Raw genomic sequence first — 16,829 nt, 5'->3', positions numbered from 1 at the left:
AGGAGTGGGGGACGGGTCCTACGTCAGGACGACGAGGCGCGAGCGCGTTCCAGCGCTCTCCGGGGGAATCGTGTGCCTCGTTTGTGCTTGACGCTGAAGAGGGCCTCGAGCCCGGGTTCGGCATCCAGCCGTGAGCCGTAGGTGACCGCGTGGGCGGCTCCGTCGTCGAGCAGCCGGCCCACGCACTGGGCGAGCGTCCCGGGCCCCGACCCGCTGTATCCCCAGGACAGTCCGGGCGCGTCCATGCTGGGCGCCGGATACAGGACCCCGTCCGTGGTGCGCACCCAGATCGGTTCCTCGAGGATGACCTCCTTGAGGACGGAACCGGCCGGCAGTCTTTTGGGGGCACGTCCGAGATAACTGATCTCGCGGCTGGCGCCGAACACGAACCTGCCCTTGAAGGCGACGACGGGACTTCCGGTGACGGGGTCGACGAACGTCCCGACCGGGGTGTCGCCGTCTCCGATGAAGAGGTTGTGGAAGGCGGTCGGTTCGACCGGACGCAGCCGGTTGATCCACTCCGCGCCGGTGCGCGAGACCCGGGAGCGGGTGAGGCTGAAGGTGCCGCCGAACGGCAGGTCCGCCTCGCTCCACATGCTGATCTCTTCCAGGCACTCCAGCGCGCGGTGGTCGGTGCGCCCGCACAGCTCGGCCAGGCCTCGGGCCACGACGTCCGACGACACAACCTCGGACCGGCCGCGATCATCGGTGTCCGGGACTCCCGGCAGGACGATCGCCGCCCGCTCCGCCTCGGCCCGGGCACTGACGGTCCCACGGAACCTGCCCGCCGGTTCGAGGAGTTCGGCCACCTCGTGCTCGGCCCAGTCGGCGGCCCGGGCCCGCATCTCGTGTCCGATGGTGAAGCACGCGCCGCGTACGGGGGAGTCCTTCGGCTCGTTCCGGGCCAGTTCGTAGAGGGGCTCCCAGGAGGGCTGGGTGACGACCTCGACGGGTACGGGCGAGTCGCCGGGCCGCCAGGACGTCATATGGTCCGGTCTGCGCAATTCCGAGGGCCACCAGGGGACTTGGGCACCGATGTGCGCCGCGGCCTCCGACCACCGCGGCTCGTACAGGGTGTCGGGGCGGGCGCGGTCCACGGCCTCCAGCGCGGGCCCGTAGAGGTCGTAGTCATGCCGGACGACCACGAGGGTCGTGGCCTGCTCGTGGAACTCCAGGACGTCGCGCGGAGCGTAGGTGTGGGAGCGGGGATAGGTGATCGCCACGACTCCCGCCTCGGTCCGCCACAGTCCGGCGAAATGCTCCCGGCCGGGCCCGATCTCGTCCGCTGTGGCGTAGCGCCCGCCGAGGTAGTGGAACTCTTCGGCGACCCCCGGACGCAGCAGCACGGGGACTTCACCGGCCAGCGCGGGGTGGGCACGGGCCAGCCATCGGGCGAACGCCTGCCCCTCCCACTTGGTGACGTCGCCCGTGTACTTCGGATCGAGCGGCTCGACCATGCCGGGGGCCGAGCTGATCTCCTCCCAGACGCTGCTCGACAGGCCGAACAAGTCCTGCAGTTCGGCCGACGTCATTGCTTGCACCGCGTCCCCCCTCCAAGTCCCCGCCACGCCTCAGCACCCCCCATCATGAGGGTGGCCACTGACAGTCCGGGGGCCGAGGCCGGAGCCGCCTCAATCGCCGGCCAGGTCCGGCAGCAGCCCGCACACGGCATTCCGCTGGTCCGGTCCCATGACGTGGGCCAGTGCCTCGGTGACCGTTGTCGCCAGTGCCTCGGACGCGTCCCGCAGGAGGCGGCGGGCCTTGTCGGTGAGGGCGACCTCGACGCCTCGCTTGTCCCCGCACACCGACTTGCGGGTGACGAGGCCGGCGTGCTGGAGGCAGGCGATCTGGTAGGTGAGGCGGGTCTTGGGGCGGCCCAGGAGCTCCGCGATGCGGGTCATCCGAAGGCCCTCCCGGGGCTGCTCCGCCAGCAGGCACAGCACCAGGAACTCGTCGTGCGAGACGTCGAGCCGCTCCTTCACGACCGCCCGCAGCCGCTGCTCCACCGCCCCGGTCGCCGCCAGCAGCAGCATCCAGGCGCGCAGCTCGTCGGGCAGCAGGCCGGTGCCCTGTGCGGACGGGCATTCGGGCAGGTCGGGGGCGTGCTCGTCGGGGTCGGCCATGGCTCGAGTGTACCTGTTGTCCAAATTTGAATGAGGGGCTTGTTCAGATTTGGATGACCCGCTAGCGTGAAGTCATCCAAATTTGAAGCACTCGTCGCAGGAGAACGATCATGACTGTCGCCGTGGAAACCGGGCTGTGGCAGCTCGACGCGCACGCCTCCACCGTCGCCCTGAAGCACAAGACGATGTGGGGCCTGGTCACCGTCAAGGGCACCTTCGCCGCGGTCAGCGGTCAGGGCGAGGTGCGGCCCGACGGGTCCGCGGTCGGCACGCTGACCCTGGACGTCGCCTCCGTGGACACCGGGAACGCCAAGCGGGACACGCACCTGCGCGGCGCCGACTTCTTCGACGTCGACCACCACCCCGAGATCACCTTCGCGGCCCGCAGTGCCGAGCTCCGTGACGGCGACGCCGTACACGTCGTCGGTCAGCTGACCGCGCGCGGCATCAGCAGGCCCCTGTCCTTCACCGCGCGCCTCGTGGGCGCCGACGCCGACGCCCTCACGCTCGACGCCGAGTTCTCCGTGGACCGCGCCCAGTTCGGCATGGACTGGAACCAGCTGGGGATGATGCGCGGCCTCACCACGATCACCACGACGCTCCGCTTCACCCGCTCCGTGAGCTGACCGCCCACCGGTTCAGCTGTCGGCGCAGAGTGCTCCCCCTGTCCGCGCTCGACAGCGAAATTTCCGTGCTCGGCAGCCAACGTGCATCCGGCCTGGTGAGCGGGGTGCCGACGGAGGTGAGGACTCCGTTGTGGGGCCGGTCAGGAGCCTTCGTGTGACACCTGGGGCGGTCGCGGACCGTGTCGTTGTTGGGCCGAACGGGTGACATGGCGTAAGAATTGGCTGGTGCAGGCATCGAGTGCGAGTCAGTTCGGGGGGAGCCGGTGAACCGTTACGACGTCACCGATGAACAGTGGGAAGGGCTCGCCCAGGTCGTTCCGTTGCGCGGCCGTGACGCCTGGCCTTCGGCGGTGGGCCATCGCGCGCTGCCGGACGCGGAGACGGAGACCCGCCGCCGGTTCGTCGTCCTCCGGGTCAACGTCTTCGCCGACGCCCGTGAGGTCGCCGAGACCCTGATGGCGGGCATCCCGGTCCTCCTGGACCTCACCGGCGCGGAGACCGAGGTCGCCAAGCGCGTCCTGGACTTCTCCACAGGCGTCGTCTTCGGCCTGGCCAGCGGCATGCACCGGGTCGACCGGAACGTGTTCCTGCTGACCCCGCCCGGCACCGAGGTGAGCGGGATCATGGAGGGAGCGGAGGTTCCGGGGGTGTGACCCGGGCCGCCCGTGGCCAGGGGTGTCCCGGCGGGCGCCCCCCGTCCACTCCCACCGTCGCCCGTTCGTAGGAAGCTCCCGAGGGCGGAACGGTTCGCCGTCACGGCGGAGTCCTACGGTCCGCACATGGCCGTGCCGCCCCCTTCCCCCGCGTCCTTGTCCCCCGCCGTGTCCGCCGTGTCCGTCGAGGAACCACCCGGACCCGCTCTCCGACCGAGCCCCCACCGCCCGTGTCTCACCGAGTTGCGGCTGTCCGCCTTCGCCGGGCATCGGCGGGCCGGGTTCCCGCTGGGGCCGGTCACCCTCTTCGCCGGGGCCAGCGGCAGTGGCAAGACCACCGCGTTGCGGGCGTACGAGGCGCTGGCGCGGCTCGGTGGCGGGGCCGGGCTCGCCGAGGTGTTCCCGGATCCGGTCGCGTGTGTGCCGCAGTGGGCGCGGCCCGACGCCCAGCGTCGCCGGGGCTTCCGTATCGGCTGCACGGCCGACGGTCCCGCGGGACCGGTCCGGCTCGACGTCGCCGTCCAGGCCGAACCCGAGCTGCGCATCGTGGGGGAGCGGCTGAGCGCGGGCGGGCTCGTGCTGCTGGAGACGGCCCTGCGCGATCCGGGCCGGCGCACGGTGCAGGCCGCCTGGCACACCGCCGGTTCGGCGCCGGTCACCCGCGCCCCGCTCCCCGACGACCGCCTGGGCACCGCGCTGCTGCCGCTGCGCGTGGCCGGCCGGACCGACGGGCAGCGGCAGGTGCTCGCCGCCGCCGAACAGATGCTGGTGGCCCTGTGCTCCGTGTTCGCCTGCGATCCGCGGCCCGAGCGGATGCGCGCTCCCGTGCCCTGCGGCTCCGGCCGGCTGCTCGGCGGCTGCGACAACCTCGCCGACGTGCTCTGGCGCACCCGCGCGGAGTGCACCCGGCGGCACGCGCAGCTCGTCGCCGCCCTGCGGGCCGGCTGCGCCGGACCCGTGACCGACGTGCTCGCCGAACCCCTCGGCGACGGCACCGTCCGCGCCCTGCTCGACCGGGGTGCCGGCCCGCGCACCGAGCTGGCCCGCCTCGGCGACGGCGAACTGCGCTACCTCGCGCTCACCCTGGTGCTGCTGACCGGCCCCGGCGTCCTGGACGTCGACCCACCCGGCGAGGTGCCCGACGCGATGCGTGCCCTCACCGTCCTCGCCGACGGCTTCGACCGCGCGCTGGACGTACGGCAGCGCGACGAGCTGCTGCGGCTCGCGGTCCGGATGGGCGGGCGCGGGCACATCCGCTGCGTCGGGGCGGTGAGCGACGCCTCCTGGGCCGCCGGGACCGACGGGGTCACGGTGGTACACCTGGACGCGTGACAGAACACCTCGACGTGGCGAAGCTGCAGCGCAGGCTGGCCGAGTTCGCGGCCGCGCGGAACTGGCAGCCGTACCACACCCCCAAGAACCTCGTCTCCGCGCTCAGTGTGGAGGCCTCCGAACTCGTCGAGATCTTCCAGTGGTTGACCCCGGAGGAGTCGGCCCGTGTGATGGACGACCCCGACACCGCCCACCGCGTGACGGACGAGGTCGCCGACGTGCTCGCGTATCTGCTGCAACTGTGCGAGGTGCTCGGGATCGATCCGCTGGCGGCGCTGGACGCGAAGATCGACCGCAACGAGCGGAGGTTCCCTGCGCCGTGAGCGCCGGGACCCCCGCCGGTGCCACGGGAACCCCCTGCGCCGGGGCGCCCGCCGGCGCCGTGGGAACCCCGCCCTCCGATATCACTCTCCGGAGTTGTTTGAGCGTCCGAAACCGATTTGTTGTCCACAGATTTCCGTCTTCCTCTGGCTTTTCGCCCCATCGACCCTCACTCTGGGTAGTGGACAAGGGAGTTCGAGCGACGGACGTGCGAGGAGCACGTCGGGACGGACGGGGGCGGCGCATGGACGCGGTGCGGCTCATCCTGACGAGCAGGCGTGCTCTCGCAAGCAGCGACGACGGGCCTCGGACACTGACGGAGGTGTGGCAGGCACAGGCCCTGGCACAGGCGATCGGAAGCCGGCTCGCGGTCTCGGGTCCGCCCGAACTGCGCGGTGAGGCCCTGGGATTGACCGAGCTGGCGGGCAGAGGCTGCGGTGTGCTGGACGCGCCGGACCTCGACCCCGGCGACCTGCGCGCCGCCCAGCTCACCGAACTGGACGACGCCCGCGAGGCCCTGCTCGGCCTCGATGACCTGCTCGGCGAGGTCGGCATCGCCCTCGTCGGCCTCGCCAGCGCGGCGGACGACGAGGGCACGTACTGGCAGTGCATGGAGGCCATCGACGCGGCGGACGAGTCCAGAGACCGGGTCCTGGAGATGCTGCGGAAGCTGGCGGCGCGGGAGGGGGCGTTGCGGGAGAGGTGAGGTTGCCGACCGGTGCCTGGCGAGCGCGGGCCGGTCGAATCAGCCCGTCTGGGGGCACCCCCTCTGGGGGAGTTCGAGGACGAGGCCCGTTCAGGATCGAAGCAGGGGTCTGGGGGCGGCAGCCCCCGGAACGGCGGGACTCAGCCCACCGCACCTCTTCGGCGGAGGGTGACAGGGGGACCGGTGGGGCCGGCGGAGCCCTCGTGCAGGATGGAGGGCATGGATCTTCGCATCTTCACCGAGCCCCAGCAGGGCGCCACCTACGACACCCTCCTCACCGTGGCGAAGGCCACCGAGGACCTCGGATTCGACGCGTTCTTCCGCTCCGATCATTATCTGAAGATGGGCGACGTGGACGGCCTCCCCGGCCCCACCGACGCCTGGATCACCCTCGCCGGCCTGGCGCGCGAGACCAGTCGCATACGCCTCGGCACGCTGATGACCGCCGCCACCTTCCGGCTGCCCGGCGTCCTCGCCATCCAGGTCGCGCAGGTGGACCAGATGTCCGGCGGCCGCGTCGAACTCGGCCTGGGCGCGGGCTGGTTCGAGGAGGAGCACACGGCGTACGGCATCCCCTTCCCCAAGGAGAAGTTCGGGCGGCTGGAGGAGCAGCTGGAGATCGTCACCGGCCTGTGGGGCACGGACACCGGCAAGACCTTCGACTTCCAGGGCGAGTACTACGAGCTCAAGGACTCGCCCGCGCTGCCCAAGCCCGCCCAGGAGAAGATCCCCGTGCTGATCGGCGGCCACGGCGCGAGCCGCACACCGCGGCTGGCCGCGCGGTTCGCCGACGAGTTCAACATGCCGTTCGGCTCGATCGAGGACAGCGAGCGGCAGTTCGGCCGGGTACGGGCCGCCGCCGAGGAGGCCGGCCGCCCGGCCGACGCGATCACGTACTCCAACGTCCTCGTGGTCTGCGTCGGCAAGGACGACCAGGAGGTCGCCCGCCGCGCCGCCGCGATCGGCCGCGAGGTCGACGAACTGAAGCGCAACGGCCTGGCCGGCACCCCCGCCGAGGTCGTCGACAAGATCGGCCGCTACGCCGAGATCGGTTCCCGCCGGATCTACCTCCAGACCCTCGACCTGCACGACCTGGACCATCTGGAGCTGATCTCCACGCAGGTGCAGTCGCAGCTGTCGTAGTACGACGTCGGGCGCGTCCGGGCCCGGACATCGTTGTCCGGGCCCGAGGCGCCGCACCACCTGTGACACGCCTGTGACCGGAACTGTGGCTTCCGTCACGGTCGTTGAGGCGGGTGCCTGATGAGGTGACCGGATGCGTAGATCCGCCCCCCTCCTCCTGGCCCTCGCCGCCTGCCTGCTGCTCACGGCGTGCGGCTCGGAGCGTGCCGGCACGCAGAACAGCGGCCCCGGCGCCGCCGGTCCGCCGAACCGCACCCAGGTCACCGACCCGGGCATCGACGGCGTACGGATCACCTCGGTGACCATCCCGTCACCCTCCCCCTCCCCCTCGCGCACCACCTCGGTCGTCGTCGACGCCCTCCCCACCGACTCCGGGATCTCCGCCGCTTACGAGGTCACCAACCAGGGCACCGAGACGCTGACCTACACGGTCCTCTTCAACTTCACGACCGATGCCGGCGAGGTCATGAGCAACCAGCGCGAGACCGTGCGCGCCGTCGGACCCGGCAAGACCGTGCGGGGCACCGTCCGCCTGGGCGTTCTGGCGCCGGGAGCGTCGCCGGTGACGCGGGCCGAGGTGGCGGAGGTCACCAAGGTCCCCGCGGACGAGTCACCCACCGCGGCCGGTGAGTGCCCGTCCTCCGGGATCCGCGTCACGGCCGACCAGGGCGACGCCGCCATGGGCCTGCGCGTCGTCGGACTGCACCTGGAGAACTGCGGGACGGACGACTACACCGTCAACGGCTACCCGCTGCTGGAGCTGCTGGACGACGCACGCGAACCGGTCGACGGCGTGAGAATCCTCCAGGGCAGCGGCGAGATCACCACCGCCACCGGGCCCGACGAGCCGCCCCGGCCGGTCACCCTGAAGCCCGGCGAGAAGGCCACAGCGAGCCTGGTGTGGCGCAACATCACCGACTTCGGCACGCCCGTGAACGTCCCGTACGTCCGGGTCCGCGCGAAGGCCGGTGCCGACCCGGTGACCGTGACGCCCCACCTCGACCTCGGCACCACCGGAAAGCTAGGGGTCAGGCCGTGGAAGCGGGCGGAGGAGTAGCGCGGGAAAATCCCGGGTGTCCCCGGACCGTTCTCTGTACGTTGGGGGGCACGCGTAGGCGCACGACCAGCGCTTTCGCTCCTTCCGAACCCTTCCGAGGCAACCCACCGTGTTCCTGACCATCAGCACCACCGGCACCCACGAACGCCCCGCCACCGACCTGGGCTACCTGCTGCACAAGCATCCCGACAAGGCGCAGGCGTTCTCCACCTCCTACGGCAAGGCGCACGTCCTCTATCCCGAGGCGGACGCGCAGCGCTGCACGGCGGCGCTCCTGCTGGAGGTGGATGCCGTGGCGCTGGTGAGACGCGGCAAGGGCAAGGGCCGCGGGGGCGCTCCCGACGCGGCGCTCGCGCAGTACGTCAACGACCGCCCGTACGCGGCCTCCTCGCTGCTCGCGGTCGCGCTGAGCAACGTCTTCTCCAGCGCGATGCGGGGCGTGTGCACCGCCCGCCCCGAGCGTGCCACCGAGCCGCTGCCGCTGCGCGTCGAGGTCCCCGCGCTGCCCGCCCGCGGCGGCCCCGACCTCGTACGGAATCTCTTCGAGCCGCTCGGCTGGACGGTGACCGTCGAACCGGTCGCGCTGGACACCGAGTTCCCGGAGTGGGGGGACTCGCGGTACGTGCACCTCGTGCTGGAGTCGGAGACGCTGACCCTCGCCGAGGCCCTGCGGCACCTGTACGTCCTGCTGCCCGTCCTCGACGACGCCAAGCACTACTGGGTCGCCCCCGACGAGGTCGACAAGCTGCTGCGCGTCGGCGAGGGCTGGCTTCCCGAGCACCCCGAGCAGAAGCTGATCACCAGCCGTTACCTCTCGCGCCGCTGGTCGCTGACCCGGCAGGCGATGGAGCGGCTGGAGCTGGTGCGGCTGGCCGAGGCCGACGACAGCGAGGTCGAGGAGATCGACAACGCGGTCGAGGCGGAGGCCGAGACGGAGGAGAAGCCGACCCCGCTCGCCGTACAGCGCCGGGACGCGATCGTCGCGGCCCTGCAGGAGTCCGGCGCCACCCGGGTGCTCGACCTCGGCTGCGGGCAGGGTCAGTTGGTGCAGGCGCTGCTGAAGGACGTGCGGTTCACCGAGATCGTCGGCGTCGACGTGTCGATGCGCGCGCTCACCATCGCGTCCCGCCGGCTGAAGCTGGACCGCATGGGCGAGCGCCAGGCCTCCCGCGTCAAGCTCCTGCAGGGGTCGCTCGCCTACACCGACACCCGGCTCAAGGGCTACGACGCGGCCGTGCTCAGCGAGGTGATCGAGCACCTCGACCTGCCCCGGCTGCCCGCCCTGGAGTACGCGGTGTTCGGCTCGGCCCGCCCGCGCACGGTCCTGGTGACCACCCCGAACGTCGAGTACAACGTCCGCTGGGAGAGCCTCCCGGCCGGCCACGTCCGGCACGGTGACCACCGCTTCGAATGGACCCGCGAGGAGTTCCGCGCCTGGGCGGCCACGGTGGCCGAACGACACGGCTACGAGGTCGAGTTCCGGCCCGTGGGACCCGACGACCCCGAAGTGGGACCGCCCACCCAGATGGCCGTTTTCGTGATGAGCGCGGCCGACGGCAAGAACCCGAACGAGAAGGAGGCGAAGGCAGCATGACCGAGACCCAGGAGTCCCCGAAGCAGGGCCGTGTCCTGCCCGTCACCGACCTCTCCCTCGTCGTGCTGATCGGCGCGTCCGGCTCGGGCAAGTCCACCTTCGCCCGTCGGCACTTCAAGCCGACCGAGGTCATCTCCTCCGACTTCTGCCGCGGCCTCGTCTCCGACGACGAGAACGACCAGAGCGCCACCCGGGACGCCTTCGACGTCCTGCACTACATCGCGGGCAAGCGGCTCGCGGCCGGCCGGCGCACGGTCGTCGACGCGACCAGCGTGCAGCCGGACGCCCGCCGCCAGCTGATCGACCTGGCCAGGCAGTACGACGTGCTTCCCATAGCGATCGTGCTGGACGTCCCGGAGGAGGTGTGCGCCCAGCGCAACGCGGGCCGCACCGACCGCGCCGACATGCCGCGCCGGGTCATCCAGCGCCACACCCGCGAACTCCGCAGGTCCCTCCGGCACCTGGAGCGCGAGGGCTTCCGCAAGGTCCACATCCTGCGCGGAGTCGAGGACGTCGAGCACGCCACCGTCGTCACCGAGAAGCGCTTCAACGACCTGACCCACCTCACCGGCCCCTTCGACATCATCGGCGACATCCACGGCTGCGCCTCCGAACTCGAGGCCCTGCTCGGCAAGTTGGGATACGTCGACGGCGTCCACCCGGACGGGCGCCAGGCCGTCTTCGTCGGCGACCTCGTCGACCGCGGCCCGGACAGCCCGGGCGTGCTGCGCCGCGTGATGGCGATGGTGAAGTCGGGCAACGCGCTGTGCGTCCCCGGCAACCACGAGAACAAGTACGGCCGTCACCTGCGCGGCCGCAAGGTCCAGCACACCCACGGCCTCGCCGAGACCATCGAGCAGATGGCGGGCGAGAGCGAGGAGTTCCTGGCCGAGGTGCGGGAGTTCCTCGACGGACTCGTCAGCCACTACGTCCTCGACGGCGGACGTCTCGTCGTCTGTCACGCCGGTCTGCCGGAGAAGTACCACGGCCGCACCTCCGGCCGCGTCCGCTCGCACGCGCTGTACGGCGACACCACCGGCGAGACCGACGAGTTCGGGCTGCCGGTGCGCTACCCGTGGGCGGAGGACTACCGGGGCCGGGCCGCGGTCGTCTACGGCCACACCCCCGTCCCGGAGGCCACCTGGCTGAACAACACCATCTGCCTGGACACCGGCGCCGTCTTCGGCGGCAAGCTGACCGCGCTGCGCTGGCCGGAGCGGGAGCTGGTCGACGTACCGGCCGAGCGGGTCTGGTACGAGCCGGCCAAGCCGCTGCGCTCCGAGGCGCCCGGCGGGCACGACGGGCGGCCGCTGGACCTGGCGGACGTGCACGGCCGACGGATCGTCGAGACCCGGTACGAGGGCCAGGCCCGGATCTCGATCCGTGAGGAGAACGCGGCCGCGGCCCTGGAGGTCATGAGCCGCTTCGCCGTCGACCCACGGCTGCTGCCGTACCTCCCGCCGACCATGGCGCCGACGGCGACCAGCCGTGTCGAGGCCCGCGGCGGAGCCGCTGAGGAACACTTTCTGGAGCACCCGGCGGAGGCCTTCGCGCAGTACGCGCAGGACGGTGTCGAGCGGGTCGTGTGCGAGGAGAAGCACATGGGTTCGCGGGCGGTGGTCCTGGTGTGCCGGGACGCGGAGGCGGCGCGCAAGCGGTTCGGTGTGGACGGCCCGACGGGGTCGCTGTACACCCGCACGGGCCGCCCCTTCTTCGACGACGAGTCGGTGACGGAGGAGATCCTCGGCCGGGTACGGACGGCGGTGGGCGAGGCGGGCCTCTGGTCGGAACTGGACACGGACTGGCTGCTGCTCGACGCCGAACTGATGCCGTGGTCGCTGAAGGCGTCCGGGCTGTTGCGCTCGCAGTACGCGGCCGTCGGCGCCGCGTCCGGCGCGGTCTTCCCGGGCGCGCTGACCGCGCTGGAGGGCGCGGCGGCCCGGGGCGTCGACGTCTCGGACCTCCTGTCCCGCCAGCGTGAGCGGGCCTCGGACGCGGCCGCGTTCACGGAGGCGTACCGGCGCTACTGCTGGACGACGGAGGGGCTGGAGGGCGTCCGCCTGGCGCCGTTCCAGATCCTGGCGGTCCAGGGCCGCAGCCTCGCGGCCCTGCCCCACGACCAGCAGCTGTCCCTCCTCGACCGCCTGGTGGAGCACGACTCCACCGGCCTGCTCCAGACGACCCGGCGCCTGTACGTCGACACGGCCGACCCCGAGTCGGTGCAGGCCGGCGTCGACTGGTGGCTGGAGATGACCGGCCGAGGCGGCGAGGGCATGGTCGTCAAGCCGCTCGGCGCGGTGGTGCGCAGCACGGAGGGCCGCCTGGTCCAGCCCGGCATCAAGTGCCGGGGCCGCGAGTACCTGCGGATCATCTACGGCCCGGAGTACACGCGCCCCGACAACCTCGCCCGTCTGCGCGGACGCTACCTGAACCACAAGCGCTCCCTCGCGATCCGCGAGTACGTCCTCGGCCTGGAGGCCCTGGACCGCCTGGCCGAGGGCGAGCCCCTGTGGCGCGTGCACGAGGCGGTGTTCGGAGTGCTGGCGCTGGAGTCGGAGCCGGTGGACCCGCGGCTGTGAGGCCCCGGGGCCCCGCGCCTGTTCGGCGCGGGGCCCCGGCAGGTCCTGTCGATGGCCAGGGCGCCCGCCCTCACCCCACCAACCGCAACCGCTCCCCGCACACCCCCACCGTCACCCTCTGCCCCCACGTCAGCTCCACCGCGTCGCTCTCGATCCCGTCCCCGAAGGCGATGAGCCGCTCCGACTCGACCGTGAGCGTCAGCCGGCCCCCGGCCGCCAGCTCGCCCGCGACCAGCGAGGTGCCCGTCGCCGGGGACGGCCATGCCTCCCGTACGAACCACAGGAGCCGGCGCTCCGTCGGCCCCGGCAGGCGGAGAGTGCCACCCCGGTCCTGCCACACCGAGCGGATCCAGCCGGTCGCCCCCGTGCCGGTCCCCACGAGCACCCCGGAGGAGGCCTGGGCCTCGACGACACCCCCGTCGTCCTCGAGGCCCAGGCGGTATCGGGCGGTCTGGTGACCGGCGGCGCCGAGGTAGATCTCGTTGAGGGCCAGCAGCCGTTGCGTGTCGTCGGCGACGGCCTCGACCATGGTCAGTTCGGCCGTCTCCGTGCCGGCCGCGAGCGCGGAGGGGAGCAGCACACCCGCGTCCCGCGGGCGGTGGCGGACCAGGACGCCCGGATTGCGGCCGGGGTCCGTGTCGATGCCCACCACCGGCTGCCCCGCGAGGTACTTGGCGACGTTGGCCACCAGACCGTCCTGCCCGACCACGACGACCACGTCCTCGGGCGCGAACAGGAAGCGGTCCAAGTCGGCACGCTCGACCCGTGACTGACGCCACGTCAGGGGGATCGCCGCCGTCACCTCCGCCAGTGCCCGCCTGGTGCGGCGGTGCCGTTCGGCGACCTCCTCGATGTCCCGGCCGCGGGAGGCGAGGAAGAAGGCGGCCTGGCCGTGTGTGCCGTGCCGGGCCACCAACTCCTCGTACTCCGTGGTGCGATGGACGAGTACGGCTCGCGGGGCGAGGCTCACTCCTGTGCTCCCAGCTTGGCGAGCAGCCCGGTCAGCACGTCCGGCGAGATCGTCACGCTGTCGATCTGCGGGAGGTTCTCCGCGAGCCGTGTCCCGGTGAGGGCGTGCAGGGTCGTCACGTCGACGTCGGCGTGCACGCGCAGCCAGGCCGCCTGGGCCTGCGCCCGCGCCTCGCCCACCTCGCGCGCCGCCTCGGCCTCCGCGCGGGCGAGCCGTACGGAACGGGACGCCTCCGCGTCGGCGAGGGTCACCGTGCGGGCGGCCTCCGCCTCGGACAGCCGCTGGGTGCGGTGCGCCTCGGCGTCGGCCAGCCGGACCTGCCGGGCCGCCTCCGCCTCGGCGAGCTTGACCGAGCGGGCCGCCTCCGCCTCCGCGAGCCGCACCGTGCGCGTCGCCTCCGCCTCGGCCCGTACCTTGTCGGCGGCCGCGTTCTCCTCGGCCTCGCGCCGGGTGTTCGTACCGCGCTGCTCGACCAGCTGCTCCTCGCGCCGGGCGAGTTCGATCCTGCTGGCGAGCTCGTTCTCGGCGATCGTCCGTTCCCGCTCGACGGCCACCGCCCGCCGCTCGTACGTCGCCCGGTCCGCCTCCTGCTGGATCTGCTCACGGGCCGGCGTGCGCAGGGCCCGCTCCACCTCCGGCTCGGGACGCAGGGCCACCACGCGGACGGCCACGATCTCGATGCCGGTGGCGGGGAGGCGGGGCTCCGCGGCGAGGCCGGCCGCGACCCGCTCACGCACGGACGTCACGCCGTCCACCAGCGCCGACGCCAGCGGCGTACGGGCGAGCACGTCCAGTGCGTGCTGCTGGGCCGTCTCCGTCAGCAGCGTGCCGAGCTGCTCCAGCGGCGCGCCTCGCCAGGCGCCGGTGTCCGGGTCGATCGAGAAGTCGAGGCGGGCGGCGGCGACGGCCGGGTCGCTGACGCGGTAGGTGACCGTCGCCTGTACGGCCACATCCTGGAAGTCGGCCGTACGGGCATGGAAGGTCATCGCCAACTCCCGGTCGTCGACCGGCACTTCGGAGAGCGCGGCGGTCAGCGAGCGGAACCAGAAGCTGAGCCCCGGCCCGTCGTGCACCAGCTTGCCGGAGCGGTGATGACGGACGTGCGCCGTCGGAGCGCCCCGGAGATGGCGCCAGCCGAGGCGTCGGGTGATGTCAGCCACGGGATCCCCCTCGTTCGCGATTTTCGTCAGCACGACGATAACGGCCGGGGGTCCTTGTCGTCAAGGGGACGAAAACTGGGTCGGGCGGAATCGGTCCAGGAGCGGGTGAAGGCGGTCCCCGATGGTCAGGATGGAGGCATGGGATTCCATGTCGACTCCGAGGCCGGGCGGCTGCGCCGCGTCATCCTGCACCGGCCGGATCTCGAGCTCAAAAGGCTCACCCCCAGCAACAAGGACGCCCTCCTCTTCGACGACGTGCTGTGGGTGCGCCGGGCGCGCGCCGAGCACGACGGCTTCGCGGACGTCCTGCGCGACCGAGGCGTCGCCGTCCACCTCTTCGGCGACCTGCTCACCGAGGCCCTGAAGATCCCGGCGGCCAGATCACTCGTCCTGGACCGGGTCTTCGACGAGAAGGAGTACGGGGTGCTCGCCACCGACCACCTCCGTGCCGCCTTCGAGAACCTCCCCGCACCCGAACTCGCGGAGGCCCTCGTCGGCGGCATGACCAAGAGGGAGTTCCTGGAGGTGCACCCGGAGCCGACGTCCGTGCGCTTCCACGTCATGGAGCTCGACGACTTCCTCCTGCGCCCGCTGCCCAACCACCTGTTCACCCGTGACACCTCGGCCTGGATCTACGACGGCGTCTCCATCAACGCGATGCGCTGGCCGGCCCGGCAGCGCGAGACCGTGCACTTCGAGGCGATCTACCGCTACCACCCGCTCTTTCGTGCGGAAACGTTCCACGTCTGGTCCGAGGGGCAGGCCGACTACCCCTCCACCATCGAGGGCGGGGACGTCCTGGTCATCGGCAACGGTGCGGTGCTCATCGGCATGAGCGAGCGCACCACGCCCCAGGCCGTCGAGATGCTCGCCCACAAGCTCTTCGCCGCCGGCTCGGCCGAGACGATCGTGGCCCTCGACATGCCGAAGCGGCGCGCCCTCATGCACCTCGACACCGTGATGACGATGGTCGACGGTGACACCTTCACCCAGTACGCGGGCCTCGGCATGCTCCGCTCTTACACCATCGAGCCGGGTGTCGGCGAGAAGGAGCTGAAGGTCACCGACCACCCGCCGGAGCACATGCACCGCGCGATCGCCGCCGCCCTCGGTCTCAGCGAGATCCGCGTGCTGACCGCCACCCAGGACGTGCACGCGGCCGAACGTGAGCAGTGGGACGACGGCTGCAACGTCCTCGCCGTCGAACCCGGCGTCGTCATCGCCTATGAGCGCAACGCCACCACCAATACCCATCTGCGCAAACAGGGCATCGAGGTGATAGAGATCCCGGGCAGTGAGCTGGGCCGGGGCCGGGGCGGGCCGCGCTGCATGAGCTGTCCGGTCGTGCGGGAGGCCGTGTAGCCGCAAGGGTGTGCGGATCGGCGTGCGGGGCTGTATAGAAATGCTGAATCTCGTATAGACTTCCAAAGGTTCCTGTCACTGCATCCCTTCACCGCACCTCTGGAGCGCCCCCATGGCGACAGTCCCGACCGCCCTCGCCGGCCGCCACTTCCTCAAGGAGCTGGACTTCACCCAGGAGGAGTTCCGCGGCCTGATCGAGCTGGCCGCCGAGCTGAAGGCCGCCAAGAAGGCCGGGACCGAGACGCGCCACCTGAGCGGCAGGAACATCGCGCTGATCTTCGAGAAGACCTCGACGCGCACCCGCTGTGCGTTCGAGGTCGCCGCCGCCGACCAGGGCGCCTCTACGACGTACCTCGACCCGTCGGGCTCGCAGATCGGCCACAAGGAGTCGGTGAAGGACACCGCGCGGGTGCTGGGCCGGATGTACGACGGGATCGAGTACCGCGGCGACAGCCAGGCGAAGGTCGAGGAACTGGCCGTGCACGCGGGCGTGCCCGTCTACAACGGCCTCACCGACGACTGGCACCCCACCCAGATGCTCGCCGACGTGCTCACCATGACCGAGCACACCGCCAAGCCGCTGCCGGAGATCGCCTTCGCCTACCTCGGCGACGCCCGCTTCAACATGGGCAACTCCTATCTGATCACCGGGGCCCTGCTCGGCATGGACGTCCGCATCGTCGCCCCGAAGACCTACTGGCCCGCGCAGGAGATCGTCGACCGGGCCCATGAGCTCGCCGAGACCAGCGGGGCCCGCATCACCCTCACCGAGTCCCTGGCCGAGGGCGTCCTGGGCGCCGACTTCGTCGCCACCGACGTATGGGTCTCCATGGGCGAGCCCAAGGAGGTCTGGGACGAGCGGATCGCGGCGCTCTCCCCGTACGCCGTGACCATGGACGTCCTGCGCGCCACCGGCAACCCGGACGTCAAGTTCCTGCACTGCCTGCCGGCCTTCCACGACCTCGGCACCACGGTCGGCCGCGAGATCTTCGAGACCCATGGCCGTGCGTCCCTGGAGGTCACCGACGAGGTCTTCGAGTCCGCCCACTCGGTCGTCTTCGACGAGGCGGAGAACCGCCTGCACACCATCAAGGCCGTTCTCGTGGCGACGCTCGCCTGACCCTCGCCCGCGAGAAACAGAGGTCCTCACCAGGCCTTATGTCCTCGTGCTGTACGTCCTCCACGGGCGCCGGAACTCCCGGC

15 protein-coding genes are annotated in these 16,829 nt (G+C 71.7%); 11 read left to right on the top strand and 4 right to left on the bottom strand.

Features of this window, described 5'->3' with window-relative positions; genetic code table 11:
• Positions 1 to 23: 23 nt before the first annotated feature.
• On the bottom strand, positions 24 to 1,532 hold the full coding sequence (locus IE263_RS21870) for a hypothetical protein (protein WP_189939212.1): 1,509 nt from the start codon (positions 1,530 to 1,532) through the stop codon (positions 24 to 26).
• A gap of 99 nt (positions 1,533 to 1,631) precedes the next feature.
• Positions 1,632 to 2,123: a MarR family winged helix-turn-helix transcriptional regulator gene (locus tag IE263_RS21865; RefSeq protein ID WP_189939210.1), complete on the bottom strand. Its 492-nt coding sequence runs from the start codon at positions 2,121 to 2,123 to the stop codon at positions 1,632 to 1,634.
• 110 nt (positions 2,124 to 2,233) lie between these two features.
• Between IE263_RS21865 and IE263_RS21860 the strand changes: the two genes are divergently transcribed.
• The 9 genes from IE263_RS21860 (at position 2,234) to IE263_RS21820 (ending at position 12,134) form a co-directional block, all read left to right on the top strand.
• Positions 2,234 to 2,749: a YceI family protein gene (locus IE263_RS21860; protein ID WP_189939208.1), complete on the top strand. Its 516-nt coding sequence runs from the start codon at positions 2,234 to 2,236 to the stop codon at positions 2,747 to 2,749.
• Positions 2,750 to 3,012: 263 nt separating this feature from the next.
• Positions 3,013 to 3,402: a cell division protein SepF gene (locus IE263_RS21855; protein ID WP_189939206.1), complete on the top strand. Its 390-nt coding sequence runs from the start codon at positions 3,013 to 3,015 to the stop codon at positions 3,400 to 3,402.
• 126 nt (positions 3,403 to 3,528) lie between these two features.
• A complete protein-coding gene (locus tag IE263_RS21850; protein ID WP_189939204.1) occupies positions 3,529 to 4,734 on the top strand; it encodes an AAA family ATPase in 1,206 nt (401 codons plus the stop codon).
• Positions 4,731 to 5,057, top strand: a complete 327-nt coding sequence (locus IE263_RS21845; protein ID WP_189939203.1) for a nucleotide pyrophosphohydrolase — start codon at positions 4,731 to 4,733, stop codon at positions 5,055 to 5,057. Before IE263_RS21850 ends, IE263_RS21845 begins: the two co-directional genes overlap by 4 nt.
• 242 nt (positions 5,058 to 5,299) lie before the next feature.
• Entirely contained in the window at positions 5,300 to 5,761 is a 462-nt protein-coding gene (locus IE263_RS21840; protein WP_189939557.1) for a DUF6099 family protein, read from the top strand.
• A 219-nt stretch (positions 5,762 to 5,980) separates the two neighbouring features.
• Entirely contained in the window at positions 5,981 to 6,904 is a 924-nt protein-coding gene (locus tag IE263_RS21835; RefSeq protein ID WP_189939201.1) for an LLM class F420-dependent oxidoreductase, read from the top strand.
• Between the two features lie 133 nt (positions 6,905 to 7,037).
• A complete protein-coding gene (locus IE263_RS21830) occupies positions 7,038 to 7,961 on the top strand; it encodes a DUF4232 domain-containing protein (RefSeq protein ID WP_189939200.1) in 924 nt (307 codons plus the stop codon).
• A 109-nt stretch (positions 7,962 to 8,070) separates the two neighbouring features.
• Positions 8,071 to 9,555, top strand: a complete 1,485-nt coding sequence (locus IE263_RS21825; protein ID WP_189939198.1) for a 3' terminal RNA ribose 2'-O-methyltransferase Hen1 — start codon at positions 8,071 to 8,073, stop codon at positions 9,553 to 9,555.
• Positions 9,552 to 12,134: a polynucleotide kinase-phosphatase gene (locus tag IE263_RS21820; protein WP_189939196.1), complete on the top strand. Its 2,583-nt coding sequence runs from the start codon at positions 9,552 to 9,554 to the stop codon at positions 12,132 to 12,134. The genes IE263_RS21825 and IE263_RS21820 overlap by 4 nt, the downstream gene beginning before the upstream one ends.
• A gap of 70 nt (positions 12,135 to 12,204) precedes the next feature.
• Here the strand turns inward: IE263_RS21820 and IE263_RS21815 are convergent, their stop codons facing one another.
• The gene (locus IE263_RS21815; protein ID WP_189939194.1) at positions 12,205 to 13,104 is read right to left on the bottom strand and encodes an NAD(+)/NADH kinase; all 900 of its coding nucleotides are present in this window, start codon (positions 13,102 to 13,104) and stop codon (positions 12,205 to 12,207) included.
• Positions 13,101 to 14,264, bottom strand: coding sequence for an SPFH domain-containing protein (locus tag IE263_RS21810; RefSeq protein ID WP_189939192.1), 1,164 nt, complete (start codon positions 14,262 to 14,264; stop codon positions 13,101 to 13,103). Before IE263_RS21810 ends, IE263_RS21815 begins: the two co-directional genes overlap by 4 nt.
• Before the next feature lie 138 nt (positions 14,265 to 14,402).
• Here IE263_RS21810 and IE263_RS21805 point away from each other — a divergent pair, with 138 nt between their 5' ends.
• Both IE263_RS21805 and argF read left to right on the top strand, forming a co-directional pair.
• Complete coding sequence (locus tag IE263_RS21805; RefSeq protein WP_189939190.1) at positions 14,403 to 15,626, top strand: arginine deiminase; 1,224 nt, start codon at positions 14,403 to 14,405, stop codon at positions 15,624 to 15,626.
• Positions 15,627 to 15,738: 112 nt separating this feature from the next.
• Positions 15,739 to 16,746 (top strand): ornithine carbamoyltransferase, encoded by a 1,008-nt coding sequence (gene argF / locus IE263_RS21800; protein ID WP_189939188.1) that lies wholly within the window; start codon positions 15,739 to 15,741, stop codon positions 16,744 to 16,746.
• The last annotated feature ends 83 nt before the right edge of the window (positions 16,747 to 16,829 follow it).

The sequence above is a fragment of the Streptomyces aurantiogriseus genome (genome assembly GCF_014649375.1).
Lineage (GTDB): Bacteria > Actinomycetota > Actinomycetes > Streptomycetales > Streptomycetaceae > Streptomyces > Streptomyces aurantiogriseus.
Note: the sequence above shows the minus strand (reverse complement) of the source record. Positions and strands in the feature narration are given on the sequence as shown.

Excerpts from the sequence above, each read along its gene's own strand:
- IE263_RS21870 (WP_189939212.1), bottom strand. The coding sequence starts at position 1,532 with ATGACGTCGGCCGAACTGCAGGACTTGTTCGGCCTGTCGAGCAGCGTC.
- IE263_RS21865 (WP_189939210.1), bottom strand. The coding sequence starts at position 2,123 with ATGGCCGACCCCGACGAGCACGCCCCCGACCTGCCCGAATGCCCGTCC.
- IE263_RS21860 (WP_189939208.1), top strand. The coding sequence starts at position 2,234 with ATGACTGTCGCCGTGGAAACCGGGCTGTGGCAGCTCGACGCGCACGCC.
- IE263_RS21850 (WP_189939204.1), top strand. The coding sequence starts at position 3,529 with ATGGCCGTGCCGCCCCCTTCCCCCGCGTCCTTGTCCCCCGCCGTGTCC.
- IE263_RS21840 (WP_189939557.1), top strand. The coding sequence starts at position 5,300 with ATGGACGCGGTGCGGCTCATCCTGACGAGCAGGCGTGCTCTCGCAAGC.
- IE263_RS21835 (WP_189939201.1), top strand. The coding sequence starts at position 5,981 with ATGGATCTTCGCATCTTCACCGAGCCCCAGCAGGGCGCCACCTACGAC.
- IE263_RS21830 (WP_189939200.1), top strand. The coding sequence starts at position 7,038 with ATGCGTAGATCCGCCCCCCTCCTCCTGGCCCTCGCCGCCTGCCTGCTG.
- IE263_RS21820 (WP_189939196.1), top strand. The coding sequence starts at position 9,552 with ATGACCGAGACCCAGGAGTCCCCGAAGCAGGGCCGTGTCCTGCCCGTC.
- IE263_RS21805 (WP_189939190.1), top strand. The coding sequence starts at position 14,403 with ATGGGATTCCATGTCGACTCCGAGGCCGGGCGGCTGCGCCGCGTCATC.
- argF (WP_189939188.1), top strand. The coding sequence starts at position 15,739 with ATGGCGACAGTCCCGACCGCCCTCGCCGGCCGCCACTTCCTCAAGGAG.